21 protein-coding genes are annotated in these 22,350 nt (G+C 71.4%); 19 read left to right on the forward strand and 2 right to left on the reverse strand.

The window, feature by feature from the left end; translation table 11 throughout:
- The first annotated feature begins 17 nt into the window (after window positions 1-17).
- The 16 genes from proB (at window position 18) to ddaH (ending at window position 17,359) form a co-directional block, all read left to right on the forward strand.
- Window positions 18-1,121 carry a glutamate 5-kinase gene (proB, locus tag AB0G52_RS03915; RefSeq protein ID WP_361333397.1) on the forward strand — a complete coding sequence of 368 codons (1,104 nt, stop codon included), beginning with the start codon at window positions 18-20 and terminating at the stop codon, window positions 1,119-1,121.
- Window positions 1,121-2,371: a glutamate-5-semialdehyde dehydrogenase gene (locus tag AB0G52_RS03920; protein ID WP_132888421.1), complete on the forward strand. Its 1,251-nt coding sequence runs from the start codon at window positions 1,121-1,123 to the stop codon at window positions 2,369-2,371. The genes proB and AB0G52_RS03920 overlap by 1 nt, the downstream gene beginning before the upstream one ends.
- Window positions 2,372-2,421: 50 nt before the next feature.
- A complete protein-coding gene (locus tag AB0G52_RS03925; protein WP_132888422.1) occupies window positions 2,422-3,588 on the forward strand; it encodes a pyridoxal phosphate-dependent aminotransferase in 1,167 nt (388 codons plus the stop codon).
- On the forward strand, window positions 3,585-4,433 hold the full coding sequence (locus tag AB0G52_RS03930) for a pyrroline-5-carboxylate reductase dimerization domain-containing protein (protein WP_132888423.1): 849 nt from the start codon (window positions 3,585-3,587) through the stop codon (window positions 4,431-4,433). The genes AB0G52_RS03925 and AB0G52_RS03930 overlap by 4 nt, the downstream gene beginning before the upstream one ends.
- A 48-nt stretch (window positions 4,434-4,481) precedes the next feature.
- Entirely contained in the window at window positions 4,482-5,777 is a 1,296-nt protein-coding gene (locus AB0G52_RS03935; protein ID WP_132888424.1) for an MFS transporter, read from the forward strand.
- Window positions 5,778-5,931: 154 nt separating this feature from the next.
- Window positions 5,932-6,771, forward strand: coding sequence for a class I SAM-dependent methyltransferase (locus tag AB0G52_RS03940; protein WP_132888425.1), 840 nt, complete (start codon window positions 5,932-5,934; stop codon window positions 6,769-6,771).
- 103 nt (window positions 6,772-6,874) lie between these two features.
- Window positions 6,875-7,063 carry an MbtH family NRPS accessory protein gene (locus AB0G52_RS03945; protein WP_165939322.1) on the forward strand — a complete coding sequence of 63 codons (189 nt, stop codon included), beginning with the start codon at window positions 6,875-6,877 and terminating at the stop codon, window positions 7,061-7,063.
- The gene (locus AB0G52_RS03950) at window positions 7,060-8,442 is read left to right on the forward strand and encodes an amino acid adenylation domain-containing protein (protein ID WP_361333403.1); all 1,383 of its coding nucleotides are present in this window, start codon (window positions 7,060-7,062) and stop codon (window positions 8,440-8,442) included. Before AB0G52_RS03945 ends, AB0G52_RS03950 begins: the two co-directional genes overlap by 4 nt.
- Window positions 8,443-8,513: 71 nt before the next feature.
- Window positions 8,514-8,801 carry an acyl carrier protein gene (locus AB0G52_RS03955; RefSeq protein WP_132888427.1) on the forward strand — a complete coding sequence of 96 codons (288 nt, stop codon included), beginning with the start codon at window positions 8,514-8,516 and terminating at the stop codon, window positions 8,799-8,801.
- A 21-nt stretch (window positions 8,802-8,822) separates the two neighbouring features.
- Window positions 8,823-10,187: a TrpB-like pyridoxal phosphate-dependent enzyme gene (locus AB0G52_RS03960; RefSeq protein ID WP_132888428.1), complete on the forward strand. Its 1,365-nt coding sequence runs from the start codon at window positions 8,823-8,825 to the stop codon at window positions 10,185-10,187.
- An 8-nt stretch (window positions 10,188-10,195) separates the two neighbouring features.
- Window positions 10,196-11,314 carry an acyl-CoA dehydrogenase family protein gene (locus AB0G52_RS03965; protein WP_207921685.1) on the forward strand — a complete coding sequence of 373 codons (1,119 nt, stop codon included), beginning with the start codon at window positions 10,196-10,198 and terminating at the stop codon, window positions 11,312-11,314.
- Between the two features lie 35 nt (window positions 11,315-11,349).
- Window positions 11,350-12,924, forward strand: a complete 1,575-nt coding sequence (locus AB0G52_RS03970; RefSeq protein WP_361333408.1) for an amino acid adenylation domain-containing protein — start codon at window positions 11,350-11,352, stop codon at window positions 12,922-12,924.
- Between the two features lie 3 nt (window positions 12,925-12,927).
- A complete protein-coding gene (locus tag AB0G52_RS03975; protein WP_361333411.1) occupies window positions 12,928-13,758 on the forward strand; it encodes an alpha/beta hydrolase-fold protein in 831 nt (276 codons plus the stop codon).
- A 3-nt stretch (window positions 13,759-13,761) separates the two neighbouring features.
- Entirely contained in the window at window positions 13,762-15,591 is a 1,830-nt protein-coding gene (asnB, locus tag AB0G52_RS03980) for an asparagine synthase (glutamine-hydrolyzing) (RefSeq protein ID WP_132888430.1), read from the forward strand.
- Between the two features lie 143 nt (window positions 15,592-15,734).
- Window positions 15,735-16,403 (forward strand): 4'-phosphopantetheinyl transferase superfamily protein, encoded by a 669-nt coding sequence (locus tag AB0G52_RS03985; RefSeq protein WP_132888431.1) that lies wholly within the window; start codon window positions 15,735-15,737, stop codon window positions 16,401-16,403.
- Window positions 16,404-16,474: 71 nt separating this feature from the next.
- Entirely contained in the window at window positions 16,475-17,359 is an 885-nt protein-coding gene (gene ddaH, locus AB0G52_RS03990; RefSeq protein WP_207921686.1) for a dimethylargininase, read from the forward strand.
- Between the two features lie 501 nt (window positions 17,360-17,860).
- On the opposite strand, the gene AB0G52_RS03995 is transcribed toward ddaH, so the two are convergent.
- Both AB0G52_RS03995 and AB0G52_RS04000 read right to left on the reverse strand, forming a co-directional pair.
- A complete protein-coding gene (locus AB0G52_RS03995) occupies window positions 17,861-19,066 on the reverse strand; it encodes a M23 family metallopeptidase (protein WP_361333416.1) in 1,206 nt (401 codons plus the stop codon).
- Window positions 19,059-19,592, reverse strand: coding sequence for a hypothetical protein (locus AB0G52_RS04000; RefSeq protein WP_361333419.1), 534 nt, complete (start codon window positions 19,590-19,592; stop codon window positions 19,059-19,061). The genes AB0G52_RS03995 and AB0G52_RS04000 overlap by 8 nt, the downstream gene beginning before the upstream one ends.
- On the opposite strand from AB0G52_RS04000, the gene AB0G52_RS04005 reads away from it, so the two are divergent.
- The 3 genes from AB0G52_RS04005 to AB0G52_RS04015 all read left to right on the forward strand — a co-directional run bounded on the left by AB0G52_RS04005 (window position 19,561) and on the right by AB0G52_RS04015 (window position 22,349).
- Window positions 19,561-19,938, forward strand: a complete 378-nt coding sequence (locus AB0G52_RS04005; RefSeq protein ID WP_361333422.1) for an AMP-binding protein — start codon at window positions 19,561-19,563, stop codon at window positions 19,936-19,938. The genes AB0G52_RS04000 and AB0G52_RS04005 overlap by 32 nt on opposite strands.
- Before the next feature lie 43 nt (window positions 19,939-19,981).
- Window positions 19,982-21,400: a DUF2252 domain-containing protein gene (locus tag AB0G52_RS04010; protein ID WP_132888435.1), complete on the forward strand. Its 1,419-nt coding sequence runs from the start codon at window positions 19,982-19,984 to the stop codon at window positions 21,398-21,400.
- Window positions 21,401-21,536: 136 nt separating this feature from the next.
- The gene (locus AB0G52_RS04015; RefSeq protein ID WP_132888436.1) at window positions 21,537-22,349 is read left to right on the forward strand and encodes a hypothetical protein; all 813 of its coding nucleotides are present in this window, start codon (window positions 21,537-21,539) and stop codon (window positions 22,347-22,349) included.
- The last annotated feature ends 1 nt before the right edge of the window (window position 22,350 follow it).

The following is a 22,350-nucleotide window of genomic DNA, read 5'->3' on the forward strand; positions in this document are numbered from 1 at the left end:
AAGGTGCCCTCGCGCCCATGCACCCAGAACGCAACCCGGGCCACGCCCCGCAGCAGTACCCGGACCGCATCGTCATCAAGGTCGGGACGTCGTCGCTGATCACTGACGGGTGCCTGGACCCGGTCAAGGCCGACGCCCTGGCGGCGTCCGTCGCGGAGCTGACCCACGCAGGCGTGCGCCCGGTGCTGGTCGCCTCCGGGGCCATCGCCCAGGGACGCTTCCTGCTCGGCAACGACGGTGCCGCGGACGAGGATTGGCGGTTGGCGGCCGCCGTCGGCCAGGCACCGCTCTTCGAGGCCTTCCGCGCGGGCCTGGCCCGGCGCGGACTGACCGCGGCCCAGTTCCTGTTCACCCCGCTCGACCTGTGCGACCGGGAGCACCGCCAGGGCCTGCGGTCCGCCCTGGAGCATGCCCTGGACCACGGGGTCGTACCGGTCGTCAACGAGAACGACGCGGTCCGGGTCCGCAACAACGACGTATTGTCCGCCCTGCTCGCCGTGGTGCTGCGGGCCCGGCTGCTGGCCCTGCTCACCGATGTGCCCGGGCTGTACGCGAGCGACCCGCGCACCGATCCCGCCGCCCGGCTCGTCCCTGAGGTCAAGGGGATGTCGGCCGAGGTGGAACGGCTCGCAGGAGCGTCGGCGGGCGGCCCCGGCACCGGTGGCATGGTCAGCAAGCTCGGCGCGGTGTGGATCGCCACCCTCGCTGGTGTCACTGCGGTGATCGCTGATGCCCACGCGCCCCGGGTGCTCCGGCGGCTGCTGGCCGGCGAGCCGGTCGGCACCGTCGTCCACCCCCGCGGCACCGTCCGGGAGCACGGCCTGGAGCCGTTGTGGCGGGCCTTCGCCACACCGCCCTGCGGGACGCTCCACTGCCATCCGTCGACCCGGTCAGACATCGCCGCCGGCCGAGCCATACCGCTCGCCCGACTGGTCTCGGCACAGGGCGGGTTCGCAGACGGAGATGTCGTCGACGTCACCGCCGTCGGCGACCCGCACCCGATTGCCCGGGGCCGGGTCCCGCTCGGCGCCGCGTCCCTATCCGCCGCCCGAACCACGCGCGATGGCGCGCACGTTCTGCTCCACCCCAGCAAATACGTCAGTCTTCTGGAGGTCTGCTGATGTCCGTCACCGAGATCTGCCGCGCCGCGGCCGCCGCCGCGCGGGTCCTGCGCGAGACACCCACCGAGGTCAAGGACCGGGTTCTGGAGAGCATCGCCGATGCCCTGGACGGTGGCCGCGAGCAGCTGAAGGAGGCCAACGCGCTCGACATCGAGGCGGCCCGGGCCGCGGGCACCTCCGCCACCCTGATCGACCGGCTCACCCTGACGGACAAGCGCATCACCGGCATGGTCGACGCGATCCGCACCATCATCGGCCTGCCCGACCCGGTGGGTGTGGTCACCAGCGGCCAGACCCGGCCCAACGGTCTGCGCATCGAGCAGGTGCGAGAGCCACTTGGTGTCGTAGCCGTCGTCTACGAGGCCCGCCCCAACGTGACGGCCGATGTCGCCGCCCTGTGCCTCAAGTCCGGCAACGCGGCCGTGCTGCGCGGCTCCTCGATCGCCCAGCACAGCAACATCGCCATCGCGGCGGTCATCCGCGAGGTGCTCGACGCCCAGCAGGAGGTGCCCGCCACGGCGGTGCAGCTCATTCCCGACACCTCCCGGGAGGCCGTGCTGGAACTGCTGGCGGCGGAGGAGTACGTGGACCTCGTGGTGCCGCGCGGTGGCCCCGGGCTGATCAGCACGGTGAAGGAGAACGCCAAGGTGCCGACCGTCATCGACGGCGACGGCAACTGCCACGTCTACGTGGACGCCTCGGCTGACCCGGCCCGGGCCACCGACATCGTGGTCAACGCCAAGACGTCACGGCCCAGCGTGTGTAACGCCCTGGAGACGCTGGTCGTCCACGAGGCGCTGGCGGAGACCTGGCTGCCGGCCTGCCTGGACGAACTGGCCGCGCGCGGCGTGACCGTCCGCGGCGACGAGCGGACCCGCCAGGTATGGCCCAAGGCCGAGGCCGTCGGCGCCGAGGACTGGGCCACCGAGTACCTCGACCTGGTCGTCGCGGTGAAGGTGGTGCGCGACGTGGACGAGGCCCTCGACCACATCCACCGCTACGGCACCCGCAACGCGGAGGCGGTGGTGGCCCAGGACATCTCCGTCGCCCGGCGGTTCGCGCTGTCGGCCGACTCAGGGAGCGTGTTCGTCAACACCTCCACCCGGTTCTCCGACGGCGGCGAGTTCGGCTACGGCGTCGAAATCGGCGTGTCCACACAGAAGCTGCACGCCCGCGGCCCCATGGGCCTGGACTCCCTCACCTGCGTGAAGAACGTGGTGTGGGGCGAGGGCCAGATCCGCGTTCTGTGACGGCCTCCGGTAGGCGGCCACCGCATCCGTGCCACGAGAGGAGAGACACGATGGCACCCCTACGTCCTTCGTCCTTGATGGACGGCATCAGCGAGGCCGCGTCAATCAAACAGAACAACCTGGTCTACGAGCTTCAGGCCGACGGCGCGGACATCATCACGCTCTCCCTCGGGGAAGCCTTCTTCGACATCCCGGCTCCGGCCTTCGAGGAACTGACGCCCGCCGTCCACCACTACTCGCACACCAGGGGCGTACCGCTGCTGCGGCAGAAGCTCGCCAAGTACCACGAGATGACGGCTGGGACCCCGGCCGACCCCGACCGCGAGATCATGGTCACCGCTGGCTCCAAGTCGGGGACATTCATGACGCTCGCGGCGATCCTGGAGCCCGGCGACGAGGTGATCATCCCCGAGCCCCTGTGGGTCAGCTATCCGGACCAGGTCAGGCTCTGTCGCGGTGTTCCGGTCACACTGCCCTGGCACGCGACCGTGGACGACATCGCCGCCCGGATCACTCCGCGCACCCGGGCGATCATCGTGAACAACCCGCACAACCCGACCGGACGGCGCCTGTCCGACGGGGAACTGCGCACGCTGCACGCGCTCGTCGACGCCCACGGCCTGCTGCTGATCGCGGACGAGGTGTACAGCGAGTTCGTGCCGGACGACGAGCCGTTCCGCTCCGCGGCCGCCCTCGACCCCGACAAGCGACACACTGTGATCTGCAACTCGATGTCGAAGAACTTCGGGATATCCGGCTGGCGGGTGGGCTACGTCATCGCGCACGAAAGTCTGATCCGGCAGCTTGCCAAGCTCCAGCAGCACCTGGTCACCTGCGCACCGACGATCCTGTGCCAGTACCTCGCCGAGCACTTCGAGGACATCCTGGCGCGCACCCGCCCGCAGATCCGGGAGGTCGTCCGCAGGCGCAACAGGGTCGCCGAGGCCTTCGCCGCGCGGGGGGTGACCAGCATGCCGGGCGACTCCACCTTCTACCTCTTCCCGTCGCTCGGCTCCTCCCGGCTGGACTCCACCGAGTTCGCCGCAGAGCTGCTGCGCCGGTACCGCGTGAGCACGGTCGCGGGCGTCTCCTACGGCGCCTCCTGCGACCGGTTCCTGCGGGTCTCCGTGGGCGCCGAGCCGGAGGAGCGGATCCTGCGCGGGGTCACGGCCATCTGCGACCTCATCGACGAGACAGGCACCGGGGGGCACGGATGAGCGCCCCAGCGGTGGCTTTCCTGGGCTGTGGCCGGATCGCCCGGGCGATCGTGACCGGACTGGTCGAGTCGGGCGTGCCGGCGCAGCGGCTGTATGGGGTCTGCCGGCACGGCAACAGCGCGCGAGCCCTGGCCGACGACACCGGGCTGGTGCCGGTTTCGGACATTGCCGGGGCCGTGCGGTCGGCGGACCTGGTGGTGGTGGCCGTACACCCGCACGAGGCCGCGGACGTGCTCGCCGAGCTGCGGCTGCTGCTGAGGCAGGGTCAGGTCTTGGTGTCCCTGGTGGCCTCCTGGCCGGTGGCCGCCGTCGCGCGGGCGGTCGGGGACGTGGTTCCGGTGGTGCGCGCGGTCCCCAACGTGGCCGTCGCCGTACGGGCTGGCGCTACCGTGCTGTCTGCCAGGGAGGGGGCCGGGTCGGCCGACCTGGAGCGGGTGACCTGCTTGTTCGAACGGCTTGGCCAGGTCTTCGTCGTCGACGACGAGCACATGGAGACGGTCAGCGCGCTCTCTGGCGCGGGCCCCGCGCTGCTCGCCCGGTTCGCCCAGGCCCTGGCGGAGGCGGCCGCCGGTCTGGGGCTGCCGTACCGGCTCGCCGAGGACCTGGCCCGGCACGCGGTGCACGGCACGGGGATGCTTCACGCCCGGCCCGACGCGTCCTTCTCCGGCACCGTCGCCGCCGTCAGCTCCCCCGGCGGCATGACGGAACAGGCGCTGGCCACGGTGGACCGGCACGGCTTGGGCCCGGCGACGGCCGCCGCCCTGCGCGCCGCCGTGGCCCTGTCCCTGGCCCGCATGCCGGACCCCACCCCCGAGACCGACACCGCCCCGGGCCCCCGTCCGTAGGTGTCCCGGCCCTCTCTGCCGGGACACCGCGAACTCGCAGGAGTGTTCTTGTCATCCGCGAAAGCCTCCTCCTACCTCACCGTCCTCCGACTACCGCAAGCCGCCCGCACGTTCGGTGCCGCGCTGGTCGCCCGGTTCGCCTACGGCATCGTCTTCCTGGCACTGGTGCTCACAGTCGACCGCGCGACGGGCTCGTACGCCGTCGCCGGCGGTGTCCTGGCCGTCTTCGGGCTCGCCAGTTCGCTGCTGGCCCCGTACCGCGCCCGCCTCATCGACCGGCACGGCGTGCACCGGGCGCTGCTGCCCATGGCAGCCGCCTGCGCCGTGCTGCTCGCTCTGATCGCGGCGGTGGGCTGGCAGTCCGGTGCCTCCAAGGCCGTGCTGTGGGTGCTTGGCGCCGCCGCCGGTGCGTGCGCGCCCCCGCTGGGCCCTTTCATGCGCACCCTGTGGCGTGAGCTGGTCCCCGACGACGAGCAACTGCTCCAGCGGGCCTACTCGTTGGACACAGTCGCGGAGGACTTGCTCTACGTCGTCGGGCCGCTGCTGACTGGGGCGCTCACGGCGCTCGCGGAACCCGCCCTCGCGGTTCTGCTGAGCGCCATGCTGCTGCTCGGCGGCACGGCCGTCCTCGCCACCTCCCCGGTCGCTGCCTCCTTCCGCGGCTCCGCCGCTCCACCGCCGGACACCGGCGGTGAGCGGGCGCCCACTCCGCCCGGCCGGGACCCGCGCTGGTGGGTGGCCCTGCTCGAACCGGTCCTCGTCACCGCCGGCCTGGGAGCCTGCATGGGGGCCTTCAATCTGCTCGCCGTCGCCTTCGCGGACCGGCACGGGGCGGCCGCCACGGTCTCCTGGGTGTCGGCGGCGCTCGCAGTCAGTAGCGCGCTTGGCGGCCTGTTCTACGGCGCGATCCGCTGGCGGCTGTCCACCCGTACCCGGCTGCCGATCCTGACCACTTTTCTCGGGGTTTTCTGTGTACTGTCCGGCCAGGTCACCGGAATGGTCGGACTGGGCGCACTGGCCGGTGCCGTCGGATTCCTGATGGCGCCGACACTGACCACGGCCTATCTGATCGCTGGCGAGGTGGATTCCGAGTCCCGCGGCACGGAGGCCGGCACCTGGGTCAATACTGCCTTCAACACGGGGAATGCCGCGGGGTCGGCTGGGATCGGCCTGCTGCTGACTCCCCTCCCGCTGGCCTGGTGTTTCGCCGTGACTGGGGCTTTCGTGCTGCTGCCCGCGGCGGTCGTGGCGCTGTTTCGGACCGCTCGAAAAAATCGCGTAAGTACGCCGGGTGAAATTCCACAGATCGCTGCTACGCTAAATCCAGAAGGTGAGAGGCCCTAGAGGAAATAACCTCGGGCTTGTTCTCGGAAACTGCTTCTACAGCTTCACTGTCCTTCGTTTCCATCGTCATCCTTTGCTTTCCTCCGCTTTCTTTCGCTCACCCTGGAATCTCTTCGATTCCCACCTCCTCCACTTTCCTTGACGGGAGAATTCCGTGACCGTTATCGACAACGCCCCGACCCAGATCTCCGAGGCGCAGAAGGTCCAGGTCCGCTCGGTCTACCAGGAGATCGCCGCCGAGTACGACGAGCGCATCCCGGGCGAGGGCCCCACCGACGAGGGCTTCACGCAGTCCGAGTACGACTTCGTTCTGAGCAAGGTTCGGGCCGGTCAGAAGGTGCTCGACATCGGCTGCGGCACCGGCCGATTCACCGTCCCCATGGCCGCCGCCGGCGCGCAGGTGACCGGCCTGGACATCTCCCGGGCGATGCTCGACGTCACCGAGGGCAAGCTCGCCGCCCAGGGCCTCACGGCGGACCTGCACGAGGGCGACATGGCGAACCTGCCGTTCGAGGACAACTCCTTCGACGTGGTCACCAGCATGCTCGCCCTGATGCACATCCCACTCGAGGACCGCGAGCGGGTCTTCGCCGAGGTGAGCCGGGTGCTGCGGCCGGGCGGACGCTTCGTCATCGGGGTCAAGAACGGTCTGTTCGAGCAGTTCTTCAAGGGCGACCGGTTCGCCGCTGTCGACATCACCGACGTCGAGGGCAAGCAGCTGCTGTTCACCAGGACGCGCGGCGGCAACGACCTGACCGCCCCCTGGTACAGCTTCACGCCGCACGAGCTCAAGGCCCTCTTCGCCGCCTCCGGCCTGGTCATGACGCACCTGCGCGGCAACTCCACGATCTCTGCCTGGCTGGCTGACGAGGTCCTCGCCGACAGCGGTGTGGCTGGCGTGGTGCGCACCCTCGAGAAGAACCTGGGCGACGTCCCCCCGTTCAACTACCTCGGTTACCACATCCTCGTCGAGGCCGTGAAGCCGGGCCGCTGACCGCCCCCAACCCTCCGGTGGCCGCACCGCTCGCGCGGTGCGGCCCCCGCAGACGGCCCCGCCTGCGGGGCCCTTCGCCCCATCCCACGTCCCGAGGTGTTGCATGGACACGCAGATCGTCGTCGTCAACGACGAAGACCAGTACTCGATCTGGCCCGCGGACCGCCCGGCCCCGGACGGCTGGCGAGCCGAGGGCTTCACCGGAGACAGGCAGGCCTGCCTCGCGCGCGTCGCCGAGGTGTGGACCGACATGCGTCCGCGCAGCCTGCGGGAACCGGAGCCCACCCCGTGAGCAGCGCGATACACGCCTTGGCCCACCGGCCGGAGCACGATCCCGGTGCGACCCTCTCGGCGCTGTTCGAGCGGCAGGCGGACCGGCACCCGGACGCCCAGGCCGTGTCCGCCGAGGACGGCGAACTGACCTACCGGCAGCTCGACGAGGCCGCCAACCGCGTTGCCCTGGACCTCATCGCCCAGGGCCTGCGCCCGGGACAGGCCGTAATCGCCGCATTTCCGCGCAGCGCCCGTGCCCTCGTTGCGCAGCTGGCCACCTACAAGGCCGGGGCGGTGCACGTGCCGGTCGACCCCGGCGCCCCGAAGGAGCGACTGCGGGTGCTGGCCGTCCGAACCGACGCCGGCGCGGTGCTGGGCACGGCGGAGCGGATCGGCGACCTGGCCAGCCTCGCCCCGCTGCACTGGGCGGTGGGCCTCGGCGACCGCAGCTGTGAGCGGCCAGCCGCCCGGTCCGGCTCCGAGGATCCCGCATACATCGTCTTCACCTCGGGCTCGACCGGCGAGCCGAAGGGCGTGGTCGTCCCGCACCGGGCGATCGTCGCCATGACCCTCGCGCGTTTCCGGCACTATCCGGAGCCGGTGCGCCGGTTCCTGATGAACTGGCAGATGACCTTCGACGCCGCCATCGGCTGCGTGTGGTGGACCCTGGCCAGTGGCGGCACCGTCGAGCTGGCTCCCGCCTCCCTCGACGGCGTCATGGCTGCGGTGGACGCCCTCCTGGTGTGCGGCGGGCGGATCTCGCACACCGCGATGACGCCCTCGCACTACCACAGTGCGCTCCAGCGGCTGTCTGGCCCCGCGAGCGGCCCAGGTAACGTCGTCGTGGCGGGCGAACCGTGCCCGCGGCCGCTCGTCGACGACCACGCCCGCCTCCAGCCGGACACCCGGCTGTACAACGAGTACGGGCCCACCGAGGCGGCCGTGTGGTGCACGGGCACCGAGCTGTTGCCGGGCCGCGAGGTCACCGTCGGCCGAGCCGTCGAAGGCGCGCGGATCCTCGTTCTGGACGAGTCTGGGCAGAAGGTGTCGACCGGCGAGCTGGGCGAGATCCACGTCTGTGGCACCGGCCTTGCCCACGGCTATCTCGGCGACCCGGAGCTGACCGCCCGGCGGTTCGCCGACCACCCGGCTGGGCGCCGCTACCACACGGGCGACCTGGGCCGGCTGCTGCCCGACGGACAGCTCGTCGTCCTCGGCCGCAGCGACGACCAGCTCAAGATCCGCGGCCACCGTATCGAACCCGGGGAGATCGAGGCCGTTCTCCAGACCCACCCCGGGGTCGCCCAAGCCGTGGTGACCGCGCGTGAGGGCCGCCTGGTCGCCTTCGTCGTACGCCGCGACACCGCGCCGGCCGCGGGTGTCGCCGCCCTGGCCTGAGCCCTGCCCGCACAGCCTCAGACCCTGTCATCCGATCGGCACGGCACGTGCTGTGCACTGGAGGGACTTCCATGCCCGATTCCATCTCCACACAGGTCAAGCAGGTCCTGGTGGACATCCTCGACCTCGACCTGTCGGCCGGGGACATCCGTGACCAGGCCTCGCTGTATTCCACCACCATCAGCCTGGACTCCCTGACCCTGCTGCGCGTCATCACCGAACTCGAGCGGAGGTTCGGCTGCGAGATCGACGACGAGGCCGTGATGACCGCAGACCTCGTCGATGTGGGCAGCCTGGTCGACCTGATGCGGTCCCAACTCGCCCTGGCCGGTGTCGGCCCGGAGCTCGCCAGCAGCTGACCCATCCCAAGGAGACGCACCGTGAACACCGGCGCCGAACCGCGCCCCGCCGCCGCGGGCCAGGTTCCCACCCACTGGTACAACGTCATCGCCGACCTCGCGGGTTATGTGCCCGAGGAGCGCAAGCCGGCCCAGCAGCCCGGCCGGCACGGTCTGCGGCCGCAACTGCCGCTGTCCATATACCGGCAGAGCGTCAGCGACGAGCCGTACATCGAGATCCCGGCCGAGATCCGCGCGCAGTACGAGCGCTGGCGGCCCACCCCGCTGGTCAGGGCCCGCCGACTGGAGGAGTTCCTCGGCACGCCCGCCCGGATCTACTACAAGTACGAGGCCGCGAGCCCCTCCGGTAGCCACAAGTTGAACTCGGCCATCGCCCAGGCCTATTACTACAAGAAGGCTGGCGTCCGGGAACTCGTCACCGGCACCGGCGCTGGGCAGTGGGGCACCGCACTGGCCATGGCCTGCACCGCCTACGACATGGAGTGCACCGTCTACATGGTGCGGTGCAGCTACGAACAGAAGCCCCAGCGGCGCGTGATGATGGAGCTCAACGGAGCCCGCGTCATCCCCAGCCCGAGTGTGACCACCGAGGCCGGCCGGTCCATCCTGGCCGACGACCCCGACTGCGCCGGCAGTCTGTCGGTGGCGAGCTCCGAGGCACACGAGTACGCCAACGAGGGCGACGGCGTGCGCTACTCGGCCGGCAGCGGCGACAACCACGTCCTGCTGCACCAGACGGTCATCGGGCAGGAGGCCCTCGCCCAGCTGCGGGACCTCGGCGAATACCCCGACACCGTGGTGGCGGCCCTCGGCGCCGGCAGCAACTTCGCCGGCCTCACCATGCCCTTCCACCGCGACGCCGTCGCCACCGGCCGCCGTACCCGCCTGGTCGCCGTGGAGCCGAAGTCCTGCCCCAAGTTGACCCGCGGTGTGTACACATGGGACCACCACGACGCGCTGGGCAACACACCCATGTCGAAGATGTACACGCTGGGTCACACGTTCATCCCGTCGCCCATCCACGCCGGCGGACTGCGCTACCACGGCGCGGCCCCCGTGATCAGCTGGATGTACCACGAGGGGCTCATCGACGCCGTCGCCTACGGGCAGAGCGAGGTGTTCGAGGCCGGGGTGACCTTCGCCCGCGCAGAACAGGTCATCCCCGCGCCGGAGTCGGCCCACGCCATCCGGCACGTCATCGACCGGGCCGTACGCGCCCGCGAGACCGGTACGGCCGAGACGATCCTGTTCAACCTCAGCGGGCACGGGCTGATGGACCTCGGCTCGTACGAGAAGTACCTCAAGGGCCTGCTGGACGACGACTCCTCGGCCGAGGCCGACGTCGAGCGCGCGCTGGCCAGGCTGTCCGAGACGGCGATCCGGTAGGGGCGGCCGTGGACCTCGCCTGGACCCCCGAGCAGCTCGATCTGCACGACCGCCTGCGCACCGAGGGCGCCGCGGCGGCTGACTGGCAGGCGCTGGCCGACCTCCGGGTCATGGCCCTGCCCGCCCCCCGCGAACACGGCGGCCTGGGCCACTCGGCGCTCAGCTGCGCCCTGGCCCTCGAAGGCCTCGGCCACGGCTGCCGGGACATCGGGCTGCTGATCGCCGCCGGCGCCCACATGTGGGCCGTCGGACTGCCGCTGGCGAAGTTCGGCACGCCGGAACAGAAGGAGGCCTACCTGCCGGGACTAGCCTCCGGCCGCCTGGTCGGCGCCCACGCCATCACCGAGACCGAGTCCGGCTCTGACGCGCTCGCCCTTCGGAGCGTGGCCCGGCGCGAGACCGGTGGCTATGTGCTGACTGGGCACAAACGCTTCGTCACCAACGCTCCCGACGCGGACGTCTTCCTCGTCTACGCGACCCTGGACAGCCGGCTCGGCTTCACCGGTGTCACCGCGTTCCTCGTCGAACGCGGTCAGCCCGGCGTCCGGGTGGAGGTTGAGCAGCGCAAGATGGGGCTGAACTCGTGCCACTGGGGCCAAGTTGTGCTCGACGAGTGCGTGGTGCCCGATCGTATGCGCCTCGGCGCCGAGAAACAGGGCTCGGCGATCTTCTCGACCGTCATGGCCTGGGAACGCACCCTGCTGCTCGCGCCCCTGCTCGGCGCCATGGAGCGCCAGCTGGAGGAGTGTGTGGACCGGGCCCGGACCCGACGTCAGTTCGGCCGGCGCATTGGCTCCTTCCAGTCGGTGGCCAACCGGATCGTCGACATGCGGCTGCGCCTGGAGACCTCGCGCGGTCTGCTGCGCTCGGCGGCCTGGGAACTGGACCACGGCCCCGCGGGCGCCGTTGGGCGGTCCTCCTCCCCGCTCCCCGAGATGGTCAAGCTCCAGGTGAGCGAGGCAGCGGTGGCTACCTTCGAGGACGCCATGCAGATCTTCGGTGGCCACGGCTACACCGAGGAGGCCGGAATCGAGGAGCGGCTGCGCGACGCGCTGGGGACCCGGATCTCCTCCGGGACCTCCGACATGCAACGCGACGTCGTCGCCGCCAAGCTCGGAGTGAGGTGAAGGTGACAGATCAAACAGGAGTCCCCGTACGGACGTTGACGACCCTCCTGGAAGCGGCGGTCCGCGACCACCCCGAGGCCGTCGCCGTCCGGGACCGGCGGCACCGGGTCGGCTACGCGGAACTGGACGGCATCAGCAACTGCGTGGCCACCGCCCTGACCGACACGGGGTCCCTTACGGGCCGGCGGGTCGGCGTCTGGCTGAACAAGTCCGTGGAGGCCGTCGCCGCCCTCCACGCCATCCTGCGCTGCGGGGCGGCGTACGTGCCCATCGACCCGACCGCGCCGCCGAAGCGCGCCGCGGCCGTCCTCGCCGACAGTGGGGCCTCGTGGCTGATCACCACCCCGGAGCGGGCCCGGAGCCTGCGGTCCTGCGCCCCGGAGGTGGCGGACGGGCTGTCGCTGCTCTCCGTCGGCGATGACGACACCGGTGCCCCGGCCACCGGAGCCGACGCCACCTGGGAGGAGGCCCTCACCCGGTACGCCGGCGCCCCGCCCGTGCGGGTCTCCATCACCCCGGACGACGTCGCCTACCTCCTCTACACCTCCGGCTCCACCGGCACCCCCAAGGGTGTGGTGCTCACCCACGCCGCCGCCCTTGCCTTCGTGGACTGGGCCGTCGACGAGTTCGCGCTGACGTCCGGGGACGTCCTGGCCAGCCACGCCCCGTTCCATTTCGACCTGTCCGTCCTCGACCTGTTCGGCGCTGCCGCCTGTGCCGGCTCTGTCGCCCTGGTCCCTGAGAGCCATCAGGGGCTGGGGCGCGCCCTGGTCCGGTTCGTCACCGAACACGAGGTGTCCGTCTGGTACTCGGTGCCCACCGCGCTGCGGCGCATGGTGGAGGCCCCGGGCAGCGAGCTGGCCGGGACTCGGCTGCGGGTGGTCGCCTTCGCCGGCGAGGAGTACCCGACCAGGCACCTGCGTGCCCTGCACGGCGCACTGCCCGCCGGCACCGCCCTCTACAACCTGTACGGGCCGACCGAGACCAATGTGTGCACGTTCCACCGGCTCGGCCCCGAAGACCTTGCCGAGGAAGCACCCCCGGCCCCGCCCATCGGACGCCCCTGCCCGTACACGACCGCGTTCCTGCGTAGCCCGGACGGTACGGCACTGCCGGAGACCGGCGAGCAGGTCGGCGAACTCTGCGTCGCTGGCGGATCGGTGATGCGCGAGTACTGGAACGACGCGGCGAAGACGGCCGCCGCCTTCGTAGAGCATGCCGGTCGGCGGTTCCACCGTACCGGGGACCTGGTCCGGCGCCGCGCCGACGGCCTCCTGGTCTTTGGCGGGCGCGACGACACCATGGTGAAGGTCAAGGGCCACCGCATCGAACTGGGGGAGATCGAGGCGGTCTTGGACGGCCGGACCGACGTCGCGGATGCCGTGTGCCTGATCGCGCGGGACCCCGAGGGCGGCGACCGTCTGGTGGCATTCGTGACCGCCGCGCCCGGCACCACGCCGGACCCACGCGAACTCAGGCGGCACTGCCGGGACTTCCTGCCAGGATACATGATCCCCGAGCACGTCGAGGTGGTGCCCGCCCTGGACTACACCTCCACCGGCAAGGTCGACCGCCGGTCCCTGGCCCTGCGCGTCCACGCGGGGCGGTGACCGGTGCAGACGCTCGTCCACAAACGCCAGCTTGCGTCCCACACCCTGGAGACCTGGGAGTGGGCCAGCCCGGCGCTCGGCCGGGTCAAACGCGCCAGCGTGCTGGTGCCGCGGACCTGCACGGCCGAAGGCCGCGACGTGCCCGCCCTCTATCTGCTGCACGGGTTCGGCGGCAGCCGCACCACCTGGCTGACCGGCACCCGGCTGACCGAGCATCTCGCGGCCCTGGAGCTGCTGGTGGTCCTGCCAGAGAGCGGCCGGCGCTGGTTCATCAACGACCACCGCGGATTCCGGTACGAGGACTATCTCGTCGACGAACTGATCCCGTTCGTCGACGACCGCTACGCCGTGCACCTGAGGCAGGGCGTCCGCGGTGTTGGCGGGTTCTCGATGGGCGGCGCTGCCGCGCTGATGCAGGCATTGCGCCATCCGGGCCTGTTCGACGTGGTGCTTAGCCACGCCGGCGCGTTCGAGGCGCCGTCACGCGTCGGCGACCCATACACCGGTCTGCGCCACGACCCGGATACGGCGATCCCCTCCACAGAGGCGCACGAGCGGGTCTGGGGACCGCCCGGCAGCCCGGTGCGCGGCCGGTACGACCTGACGGCTTTGCTGGAACAACACGACGGCGGCGGCCTGTCCGTCTACGCCGACGTGGGAGTCGACGACTATCCCCGGATCCTGCGGATGAACCGGGAAGCCGTGCGGAAGCTTGCCGCTTCCGGGATCGAGACAGAGTTCTCCGAGCGCCTGGGCGGTCACGATCTGGCATTCCTGGACCGGGCGCTTCCCCATTCCCTTGCATTCGCCGCGAACAGGCTCAAGAGGAGCTGACAGATGTGTGGAATTGCTGGCTGGGTGGACTGGCGGCGCGACCTGACGCAGAGCGGACCGGTCGTCGAACGCATGACCAAGACGCTCGTCCCCCGGGGACCCGACGCCCAGGAGAGCTGGATCTCGCCGCATGCCGCCCTGGGGCACAGCCGCCTCGCCGTCATCGACCTCGACGGCGGACGGCAGCCCATGGTGCGCACCGACCGCGCTGGCGGCCAGGTGGCCCTCACCTTCAGCGGCGAGATCTACAACTTCCGTGAACTGCGCGCCGAACTGTCCACTCTCGGCTGGACGTTCCGCACCCGTTCCGACACCGAGGTGCTGCTCACCGCCTACCTCGAATGGGGCACCGACTTCACCCATCGGCTGAACGGCATGTACGCCTTCGCAGTCTGGGACGAGCGGGCGCGCCGGCTGGTCCTGGTCCGCGACCGGTTCGGCGTCAAGCCCCTCTACTATGCCCGCACCGGTGACGGGGTGGTCTTCGCCTCCGAGCCCAAGGCCCTGCTCGCCCACCCGGAAATATCGGCCGAGCTGGACGCGGAGGGCGTCGCCGAGCTGATGGCGGTGCCGAGGGCCCGCACCCCCGGGCACGGCACCTTCCGGGGCATCCATGAGGTCAGGCCCGGCCACCTGCTGGTCGCCACCGACAACGGCGTACGGGAGAGCGCGTACTGGCGGCTCGAAGCGCGCCCGCACACCGACGACTTCACCACCACGACCGCCACCGTGCGTTCCCTGCTGGAGGACATCGTCGACCATCAGGTGGTCGCGGACGTGCCCGTCGGCACCCTGCTGTCCGGCGGTATCGACTCCAGCGCGGTGACCGCGCTGGCCGCCCGGGCGCTCGGTGGCGGTCTGACCAGCTTCGCGGTCAACCCGCCCGCCGCCGGCGGCCCCGGCTCCGACACCTGGCGGCCCAGCTCCGACGGGCCCTTCGCCGCGCTGGTGGCCTCCTCGCTGGGCATCGGGCACGTGGTGAGCGACATTGACGTGGACACCCTGGTCGAGCGGTTCGACGCCGGACTGCAGGCCCGCGACCTGCCCGGCTGGGGCGATCTCGACACCACCATGTACCTGCTGTTCCAAACGATCCGTCGACACTGCACGGTCGCGTTGTCCGGTGAGGCGGCGGACGAGATGTTCGGCGGTTATCTGTGGCAGCTCGACCCCGGCTATGTCTCCCACCCTTCCTTCCCCTGGATGTACGGCCGCCGCCAGCCCGAAATCCTGTTGCGCGAGGACGTGCGCCAGCTGATCGACCCCGCCCGCTACGAGGCCGACCGCTATCACCAGGCGCTGGCGGAGGTGCCCCGGCTCGCCAGCGAGGACCCGGAACGGCAGCATGAGCGCGAGGTGTTCCACCTGGGCCTGACCCGCTGGCTGCCGGCGCTGATGGACCGCCAGGACCGGCTCAGCATGGCGGTGGGCCTTGAGGTCCGAGTGCCGTTCGCCGACCACCGCCTCGCCGAGTACCTCTTCAACGTCCCCATGCGGCTGAAGCGGCACGCCGGCACCCCCAAGGCAGTCCTGCGCGAGGCGTCCCGCGGCCTGCTGCCCGACGAGGTCGTCGACCGGCCCAAGAGCGCCTACCCGGCCAGCCGCAACGACATCTACGTGGCTCGCATGCGCGAGCTCGTCATGGACCTGCTGGCCGACCCGCACGCCCCGGTCTTCGACCTCGTCGACCGGGAGCGGGTCCGGACGGCCGTCACCGCGCGACTCGGCGACCTGCCCGGGCCCATCACCGCGGTCACACCCGCCATCAGTCTGTCCTACCTGCTGGAACTGAACCGCTGGTTCGAGCAGTACGACGTACGCCTCGCCCTGTGAGACGACCGCGAAGCCCGGGGGGCGACCGACGGCGCACCGGTCGGCCCCGCGGCGACGCACGCCGACAGAACGCACGGAGTAGCCATGAGCACACACCCGCCCGTCCCAGCCGCACCTCGGCTGACGCCCGCAGGAGATGCGCCGTGATCAAGCGGATCCTGCCGTACACGGTGGCCTGCGCCGAGGCGTTCCGCGATCTGCCGGACGCGATCCTCTTCCCCGGCGAGGAGGCCGCGACCCGGAGCGTGGTGGAGTCCCGGCGCGCCGAGTTTCGGACCGTCCGGCACTGCGCCCGCACGGCCCTCGGCGCGCTGGGCCTGCCCCCCGTCCCCATCCTGCCGGGACCCCGCCGGGAACCATGCTGGCCGGACGGCATCGTCGGCAGCATGACGCACTGCGAGGGCTACCGGGCCGCCGCCGTGGCCCGCGCCGCCGACATCGCCTCGCTGGGCATCGACGCCGAACCGCACCAGGCACTGCCGGACGGGATGCTGCCAGCGGTGGCCCGGCCGGAGGAGATCGTCCGGCTCACCCGGCTGTACGCCCGCAGCCCGGAAGTCCACTGGGACCGGCTCACGTTCAGTGCCAAGGAGTCGGTCTACAAGGCCTGGTTCCCGCTCGCACGACGCTGGCTCGACTTCCACGACGCGAGCCTGACGATCGACCCGGACCGCCAGTCGTTCGACGTGTCCCTGCACCACCACCTGCCCCTGGGCGGACGGTCCCTGACGGCCCTGAGCGGGCGGTGGACCGTCGAGAACGACCTGATCACCACCTGCGTGGTGGTCGACCCAGCCGCCACCGCGGCCTGACCCCCTGTACCGCGGCCGAAGGCCTGATACACCACCGCGCCCCACTCCCGAGGATCCCGAGGAGCCCCATCATGCCCTGGACCAGCACCCTCCCCTCCCGTCCGGCCCCGCGCCCGGATGGGAGCCCCGCGCCGAGCCCCGTCCGTGTCGCCGTGCCGCGGCGGCTGCTGATGTGCCGGCCGCAGTACTTCGAAGTCAGCTATCGCATCAACCCCTGGATGGACCCGGACCGGCCCGTGGACACCCCGCTGGCTCTGGCACAGTGGGAGCACCTCCGGGGTCTGTACGAGTCGCTCGGACACACCGTGGAGGTGATCGACCCCCTGCCCGGGTTGCCGGACATGGTCTACGCCGCCAACGGTGCCACCGTCTTCGACGGCAAGGTGCTCGGCGCCCGCTTCCGCCACCTGCAGCGGACCGCGGAGGGGCCCGCCTACCTCGACTGGTTCGCCCGCCAGGGCTTCACGGACATCCTGTGGCCCGAGCACGTCAACGAGGGCGCGGGCGACTTCCTGAGGGCGGGCGGGACGATCCTGGCCGGCACCGGCTTCCGCACCGACCCCCGCGCACATGCCGAGGCCCAGGAGTTCTTCGGCCTCCCCGTGGTCGGCCTGACCCTCGTCGACCCGCGCCACTACCACCTGGACACCGCCCTGGCTGTCCTGTCGCCAGACGAGATCATGTACTACCCGGAGGCCTTCACCCCGGGCAGCCGCGAGGTCCTGCGTTCGATATTCCCGGACGCGATTGTGGCCTCGGGCGAGGATGCCGCGGCCTTCGGTCTCAACGCGTTCTCCGACGGGCTGAACGTCCTCCTCCCCAAGGCAGCCACGGACCTCATCCGGCAACTGAGGGACCGCGGTTTCCAGCCCATCGGCGTCGATCTCGCCGAACTCCTCAAGGGCGGAGGCAGCGTCAAGTGCTGCACCCTCGAACTCCAGGGGGCCCGAGACTGAGACACCCCTGGGCGCCACCTCGCGGGTCTGGTGTCAGCGCAGAGGCTCGACAGCCCCTCGGGCATCACCGCGAGCAGACTCCGTTCCAGCGTCGAGACCAGCCCGCTGCACTTCCCTCTCGGATACGCTCACCCGCAACAACGCTGCCTCAGCGATCACGGAATGGCCGCCGTGCCCTTCCCGTTGTGATGCCACCGCTGTGTTCCTGATCAGCGGCGAGGGAAAACCGGCGGTACAGCGCGGGAAACGATCTCTACGGGTGGGGAGATAGCCCCTGAAGCGTGATCTATCTCACGAGCGGGGCCTGTCTTCGTTGTGGCTGCGGTGCGGCTGCGGCGCCGTGGTCGTTCGCCACCGAGAGCGAGGGTGTCCAGCCACTTCCTGTACGCGGCGGGTCCGTGCCGGTAGCCGGTGCAGGGGCGTCGGATGTGGGCGGGAAGACGGGGACCGCACACCCGCGCTGCCGCGTGGGGGGCCAGGTCGAGCAGGGCGTGGTGTGGTCTACGAGCGGACGGTCCGGCCCCGGCACAGCGGGCCCGGGACCCCCTCGAACTCCAGGTCGAGGCCGACGCCGTCGCGTTCGGCGTGGATGTGCAGGTGCGGCTCGCTGCTGTTGCCCGAGTTGCCGACCTCGCCGAGCACCTGCCCGGCGCGCACGGTGTCGCCCTTGGCCACGGTCACGGTGCCGGGGCGCAGATGGGCGAGCTTGACGATCTCGGCGCCCGTGTCGATCCACACGTGGTTGCCGTAGAGGGGTTGGTAGCGGACGGCGCCGGGCTCTTGGTCGTCGATGTGATCGGCGGCGGAGACGACCGTACCGTCGCAGGGGGCGTGCACGGGCTGCCCGTAGATGAGGTAGCGCTCGTTCTTGCCGTGCGTGCCCTGGGGCCGGGCGCGGTGACGCCCGCGCGTCCCGCCCGGACCGGCCTGGACCACGTCCAGGGCGCCGCGTTGCTCAGGTACGGCGAAGTGATGGTTGAGGCTGCGTCCGCCTCCTTGCCCGACGTACCAACTGCCGCCCTGCAAGGGGAAGACGAGGGGCTGGGAGACGGCCGTCCCCCAGCGGTGCCGCCGCGCCCGCATCAGGAGTACGCCGAGGACGGCGACCAGTGCGGCCCCCACGACCAGTTCGGGGGCACCGCCCGACGTGGGCAGCCCGGGCAGTCGCCAGGCGGAGGCGAGGGCGACGAGCGCCCCGGCCTCCAGCGGTCGGCGTATCCACCACGGAAACAGGGCCGGGGCACCCCAGCCCTCCACGACCAGGTATCCGGCCGCGACGATCAGCAGGCGGCCGCACCAGGCGATCCGGGAGGGGGCCTCCCAGCAGGCGTCGATGCGCACGACGAACAGCAGCACCAACACGGTCCAGGCCAGAGCCGGGCGCACCCAGTCGGTGCGCAGGCGTGCCGGGCGGTGTGCGCCGGGGGCGATCAGGAGCCCCTCCAGCTCGTGGCCGTCCCTGGTGGCGGCGAAGGCGAGGGCCTGCCCCCGGGTGCCTTCGATCACCAGTCCGTCGCGGCTGTCGCGCACGCCGGTGACCTCGCCGACCCGTTCGAGCGTGGTGTCCACGATCTCGTTGAGTCGCTCCCGGCCCACGGCGGCGACCACGCGCGGTGCCAGGCGTTCCCTGTCGGCGGGCTCGGCGGTGAGGAACCGGCACAGGGCGTCCGGCGCGGCGTTCGCCGCTTCGCCGGTCGTGTCAGGCATCGGCCGCACCGCCCTGACCCGCCGTCATGGCCACCGGGTTCGTGCCGCGCGCGGGCAGTGGTGACCAACTCCCGCCCCGTACACGGCTCGTGACGTAACGGAAGCGCCGCGCGAGTGACCGCCAGTCCTCGTCGCGCAGGCAGGTGCAGTCCGCGCCGACCATCAGTTGCCCGAAGCACACCAGGCCCATGCAGGCGACGATACCCAGGTGCATGCCCTCCAGGGCCACCGTGTCGGCCTTCCGGATCCACGGGCGAGCGGACAGGATCGCGAAGGGCAGCGCCGGCTCGATGAAGATCGTGAAGCAGCAGAGGGCGGTACCCGCGAAGGCGTTGTTCATCAGGTGCGCGTACGTGGACGACATCTCGAAGCCGGTGATCCGGCTGATGCAGTACATCGCCACGCCGTCCTGCCACACCTCCCCGGTGATCTTCCAGTAGCCGGCGGTGAAGTACAGAACCGCGGTCTGGAAGACGATGAGAAAAGCGGCGAGGTTGTGCAGAGTCGGTCTGATCGACCTGGCCACCGAGGAGGAGCGCGCCGAACTGCTCGCCGAGTCCCCGGGACCTCGATCTCGCGTCGAACCGCCTCACCGGCTGCTGATCGCCGAAGGCTCCGGTCCGGACCGAATCGTGGTTCTGGCGCCGTCCCGGTGGGCCGACATGGTCGTTGCCCTGCCGGCCAACCTGAGGGCCGGAGCCGCACACCTTCCCGTCGACCCGGAGTACCCGGCGGAGCGGATCGCCTTCATGCTGCGGGACTCCGCGCCCGCGCCGCTGCTCACCACCACACAGGTCCTCCCAACCGCATACGTCATCTGCACCTCGGGTACGGGCTCCGGCGGTCGCCTGTACCGTCTCTGCACGAGTTGATGTTCGAGAATGTGCTGATCGGCGCACGGGGGAGGCGGTCGACATGACCGGACGGGAAGAGCTGACGACGGCCGGGACACGCGTGCTGCCCTCGCCGAAGGGCTTCGCGCAGTGGCCGCCGAAGGGCTCCCCCAAGGCGGAGGGCAAGGCGTTGCGTACGGCGGTGCCGCGTGCCGCCCACGCCGCCCTGGACCTGGACGGCTCCCGGCCGGACGCGGTGGGCGCGGTCGAGGAGTCCAACCGGGACCGCATCCCGGAGCTGGTCCCGATAAGGGTCGGAAGGATGGCGGCGTCCCCGTTCGCGTTCCTGCGCGGTTCGGCCGGGCTGATGGCGTACGACCTGGCCCGCACCCCGATGACCAGGATCGCCACCCAGATCTGCGGCGACGCCCACGCGGCCAACTTCGGTCTGTACGGCGACCCGCGCGGCGATCTCGTCATCGACCTGAACGACTTCGACGAGACGGTGTTCGGCCCCTGGGAGTGGGACCTCAAGCGGCTCGCCGCCTCCCTGGTGCTGGCCGGCCGGGAGGCGGGCGCCGACGAGGACACGTGCCGCAAGGCGGCCGCCGACGCGGCCGGCGCCTACCGCCGCACCATGCGTCTGCTGGCCAAGCTCCCGGTGCTGGACGCGTGGAACGCCATCGCGGACGAGGAACTGGTCTCGCACTCCGACGCCCACGACATGCTCGGCACCCTGCGCCGGGTCTCGGAGAAGGCCCGTGCCAACACCAGCGGCCGGTTCGCGGCCCGCGCCACCGAGCCCACCGAGGACGGCGGCCGCCGGTTCGTGGACGCCGCGCCGGTACTGCGCCGGGTCGCGGACGCGGAGGCGGCGGCCGTCACCGCGGCCCTGGAGCACTACGTCGGCACGCTCTCCGAGGACCGGCACCCGCTGCTCGCCCGGCACACCCCGCACGACGTCGCCTTCCGGATCGTGGGCACCGGGAGCGTCGGCACCCGGTCCTACGTCGTCCTCCTCCTCGACCACCGCGGCGAGCCGCTGATCCTCCAGGTCAAGGAGGCCCGTCCGTCCGCGCTCGTACCGCATCTCGCCACGGCCGGGTTCGAGGCGCCGGCCGTCGAGCACGAGGGCCGCCGCGTGGTCCTCGGCCAGAAGCGGATGCAGGTGGTCAGCGACATCCTGCTCGGCTGGACGACGGTGGCGGGGCGCCCCTTCCAGGTCCGGCAGTTCCGCAACCGCAAGGGGAGCGTCGACCCGGCCGCGCTCTCCCCCGACCAGATCGACGACTACGGCCGGATGACCGGCGCCCTGCTGGCCCGCGCCCACTCGCACGGCGTGGACCCGCGCCTGATCGCCGGGTACTGCGGCAAGAGTGAGGAGCTGGACGAGGCGATCGCCGCGTTCGCGGTCACCTACGCCGACCTGACGGAGGCGGACCACGAGCACCTGGTGACCGCGGTACGGGCGGGACGGATCGCGGCGGAGCACGGGGTGTGAGCCGCGGGGGCGGGACGGGCGGGGTGGGTCGTGGCTTCCGGGCGGCCGTCCTGGGAGTCCGGTCGTGGCCTGCGCGGACCTGGCCGCCGAGTGGGTCCCGGCCACCGTCGGCGGCGACAGGCCCTAGTCTGGTCGGGTGACGACCCCGGAAGCTGAGCAGCCCCAGACACCGCGGCCCGAGGAGCGCCTGGAGCGGGCCGTGCGGGCCGCCGAGCAGGCCTTGATCGAGTACGAGATCGCGGTCGAGACCTTCCGCGTCGAGGTCGAGAACTTCTCCCGCCTGCACGAGCAGAAACTCGGCCCGCTCTACCTGCGCCTCGAAGAACTGGACGCACGGATCGCGGAGGCGAGGGCCGCCCGCACCGGCGACCCCGAGGACCTCCGCGCCGCCGAGGAGGCCCGCGCCCGGGTCATGCCCATCCCCGGCGTCGAGGAACTGCTGCACGGCTGGATGGACGGCGACGGGCTGTTCCCGGAGGCCGTCTCGATGCTCACCGAGCAGGAGGTACGGCCTCCGCAGCGGGTGCGGCCCAGCGAGGAGGCCCGTCGGCTCTACCGCGAGCTGGCCCGCAAGGCCCACCCCGACCTGGCACAGGAGCCGGCCGAGCAGGAGCGCCGCGAGGAGTTCCTCAGCCGGGTCAACGCGGCCTACGCCCGCGGTGACGAGGCCCTGCTGCGGGAACTTGCCGAGGAGTGGGCGGCCGGTCCGGTCCCGCCGGAGCGCCGGCCCAGCCGCGCGGAGGAGCTGTACGCCCGCCTCGAATGGCTCTCCCAGCGCAAGGAGCTGCTGGGGCTGGTCGCCAAGGAGCTGGAGGACGGACCCATCGCCGGTCTGCTCCGGCTGGCCCCCGACGACCCGGACAGCCTCCTCGACGAGATCGGCGAGCGGCTCCGCAAGGACGTGGCCGAGCGCGAGGCCGAGCTGGCCACGCTGCTCACACAGGAGTAGC

Origin of the sequence: Streptomyces sp. NPDC021562 (assembly GCF_040640875.1) — a bacterium.
In the GTDB taxonomy this organism is placed as follows: Bacteria; Actinomycetota; Actinomycetes; order Streptomycetales; family Streptomycetaceae; genus Streptomyces.

Excerpts from the sequence above, each read along its gene's own strand:
- proB (WP_361333397.1), top strand. The coding sequence starts at position 18 with ATGCACCCAGAACGCAACCCGGGCCACGCCCCGCAGCAGTACCCGGAC.
- AB0G52_RS03920 (WP_132888421.1), top strand. The coding sequence starts at position 1,121 with ATGTCCGTCACCGAGATCTGCCGCGCCGCGGCCGCCGCCGCGCGGGTC.
- AB0G52_RS03925 (WP_132888422.1), top strand. The coding sequence starts at position 2,422 with ATGGCACCCCTACGTCCTTCGTCCTTGATGGACGGCATCAGCGAGGCC.
- AB0G52_RS03930 (WP_132888423.1), top strand. The coding sequence starts at position 3,585 with ATGAGCGCCCCAGCGGTGGCTTTCCTGGGCTGTGGCCGGATCGCCCGG.
- AB0G52_RS03945 (WP_165939322.1), top strand. The coding sequence starts at position 6,875 with ATGGACACGCAGATCGTCGTCGTCAACGACGAAGACCAGTACTCGATC.
- AB0G52_RS03955 (WP_132888427.1), top strand. The coding sequence starts at position 8,514 with ATGCCCGATTCCATCTCCACACAGGTCAAGCAGGTCCTGGTGGACATC.
- asnB (WP_132888430.1), top strand. The coding sequence starts at position 13,762 with ATGTGTGGAATTGCTGGCTGGGTGGACTGGCGGCGCGACCTGACGCAG.
- ddaH (WP_207921686.1), top strand. The coding sequence starts at position 16,475 with ATGCCCTGGACCAGCACCCTCCCCTCCCGTCCGGCCCCGCGCCCGGAT.
- AB0G52_RS03995 (WP_361333416.1), bottom strand. The coding sequence starts at position 19,066 with ATGCCTGACACGACCGGCGAAGCGGCGAACGCCGCGCCGGACGCCCTG.
- AB0G52_RS04010 (WP_132888435.1), top strand. The coding sequence starts at position 19,982 with ATGACCGGACGGGAAGAGCTGACGACGGCCGGGACACGCGTGCTGCCC.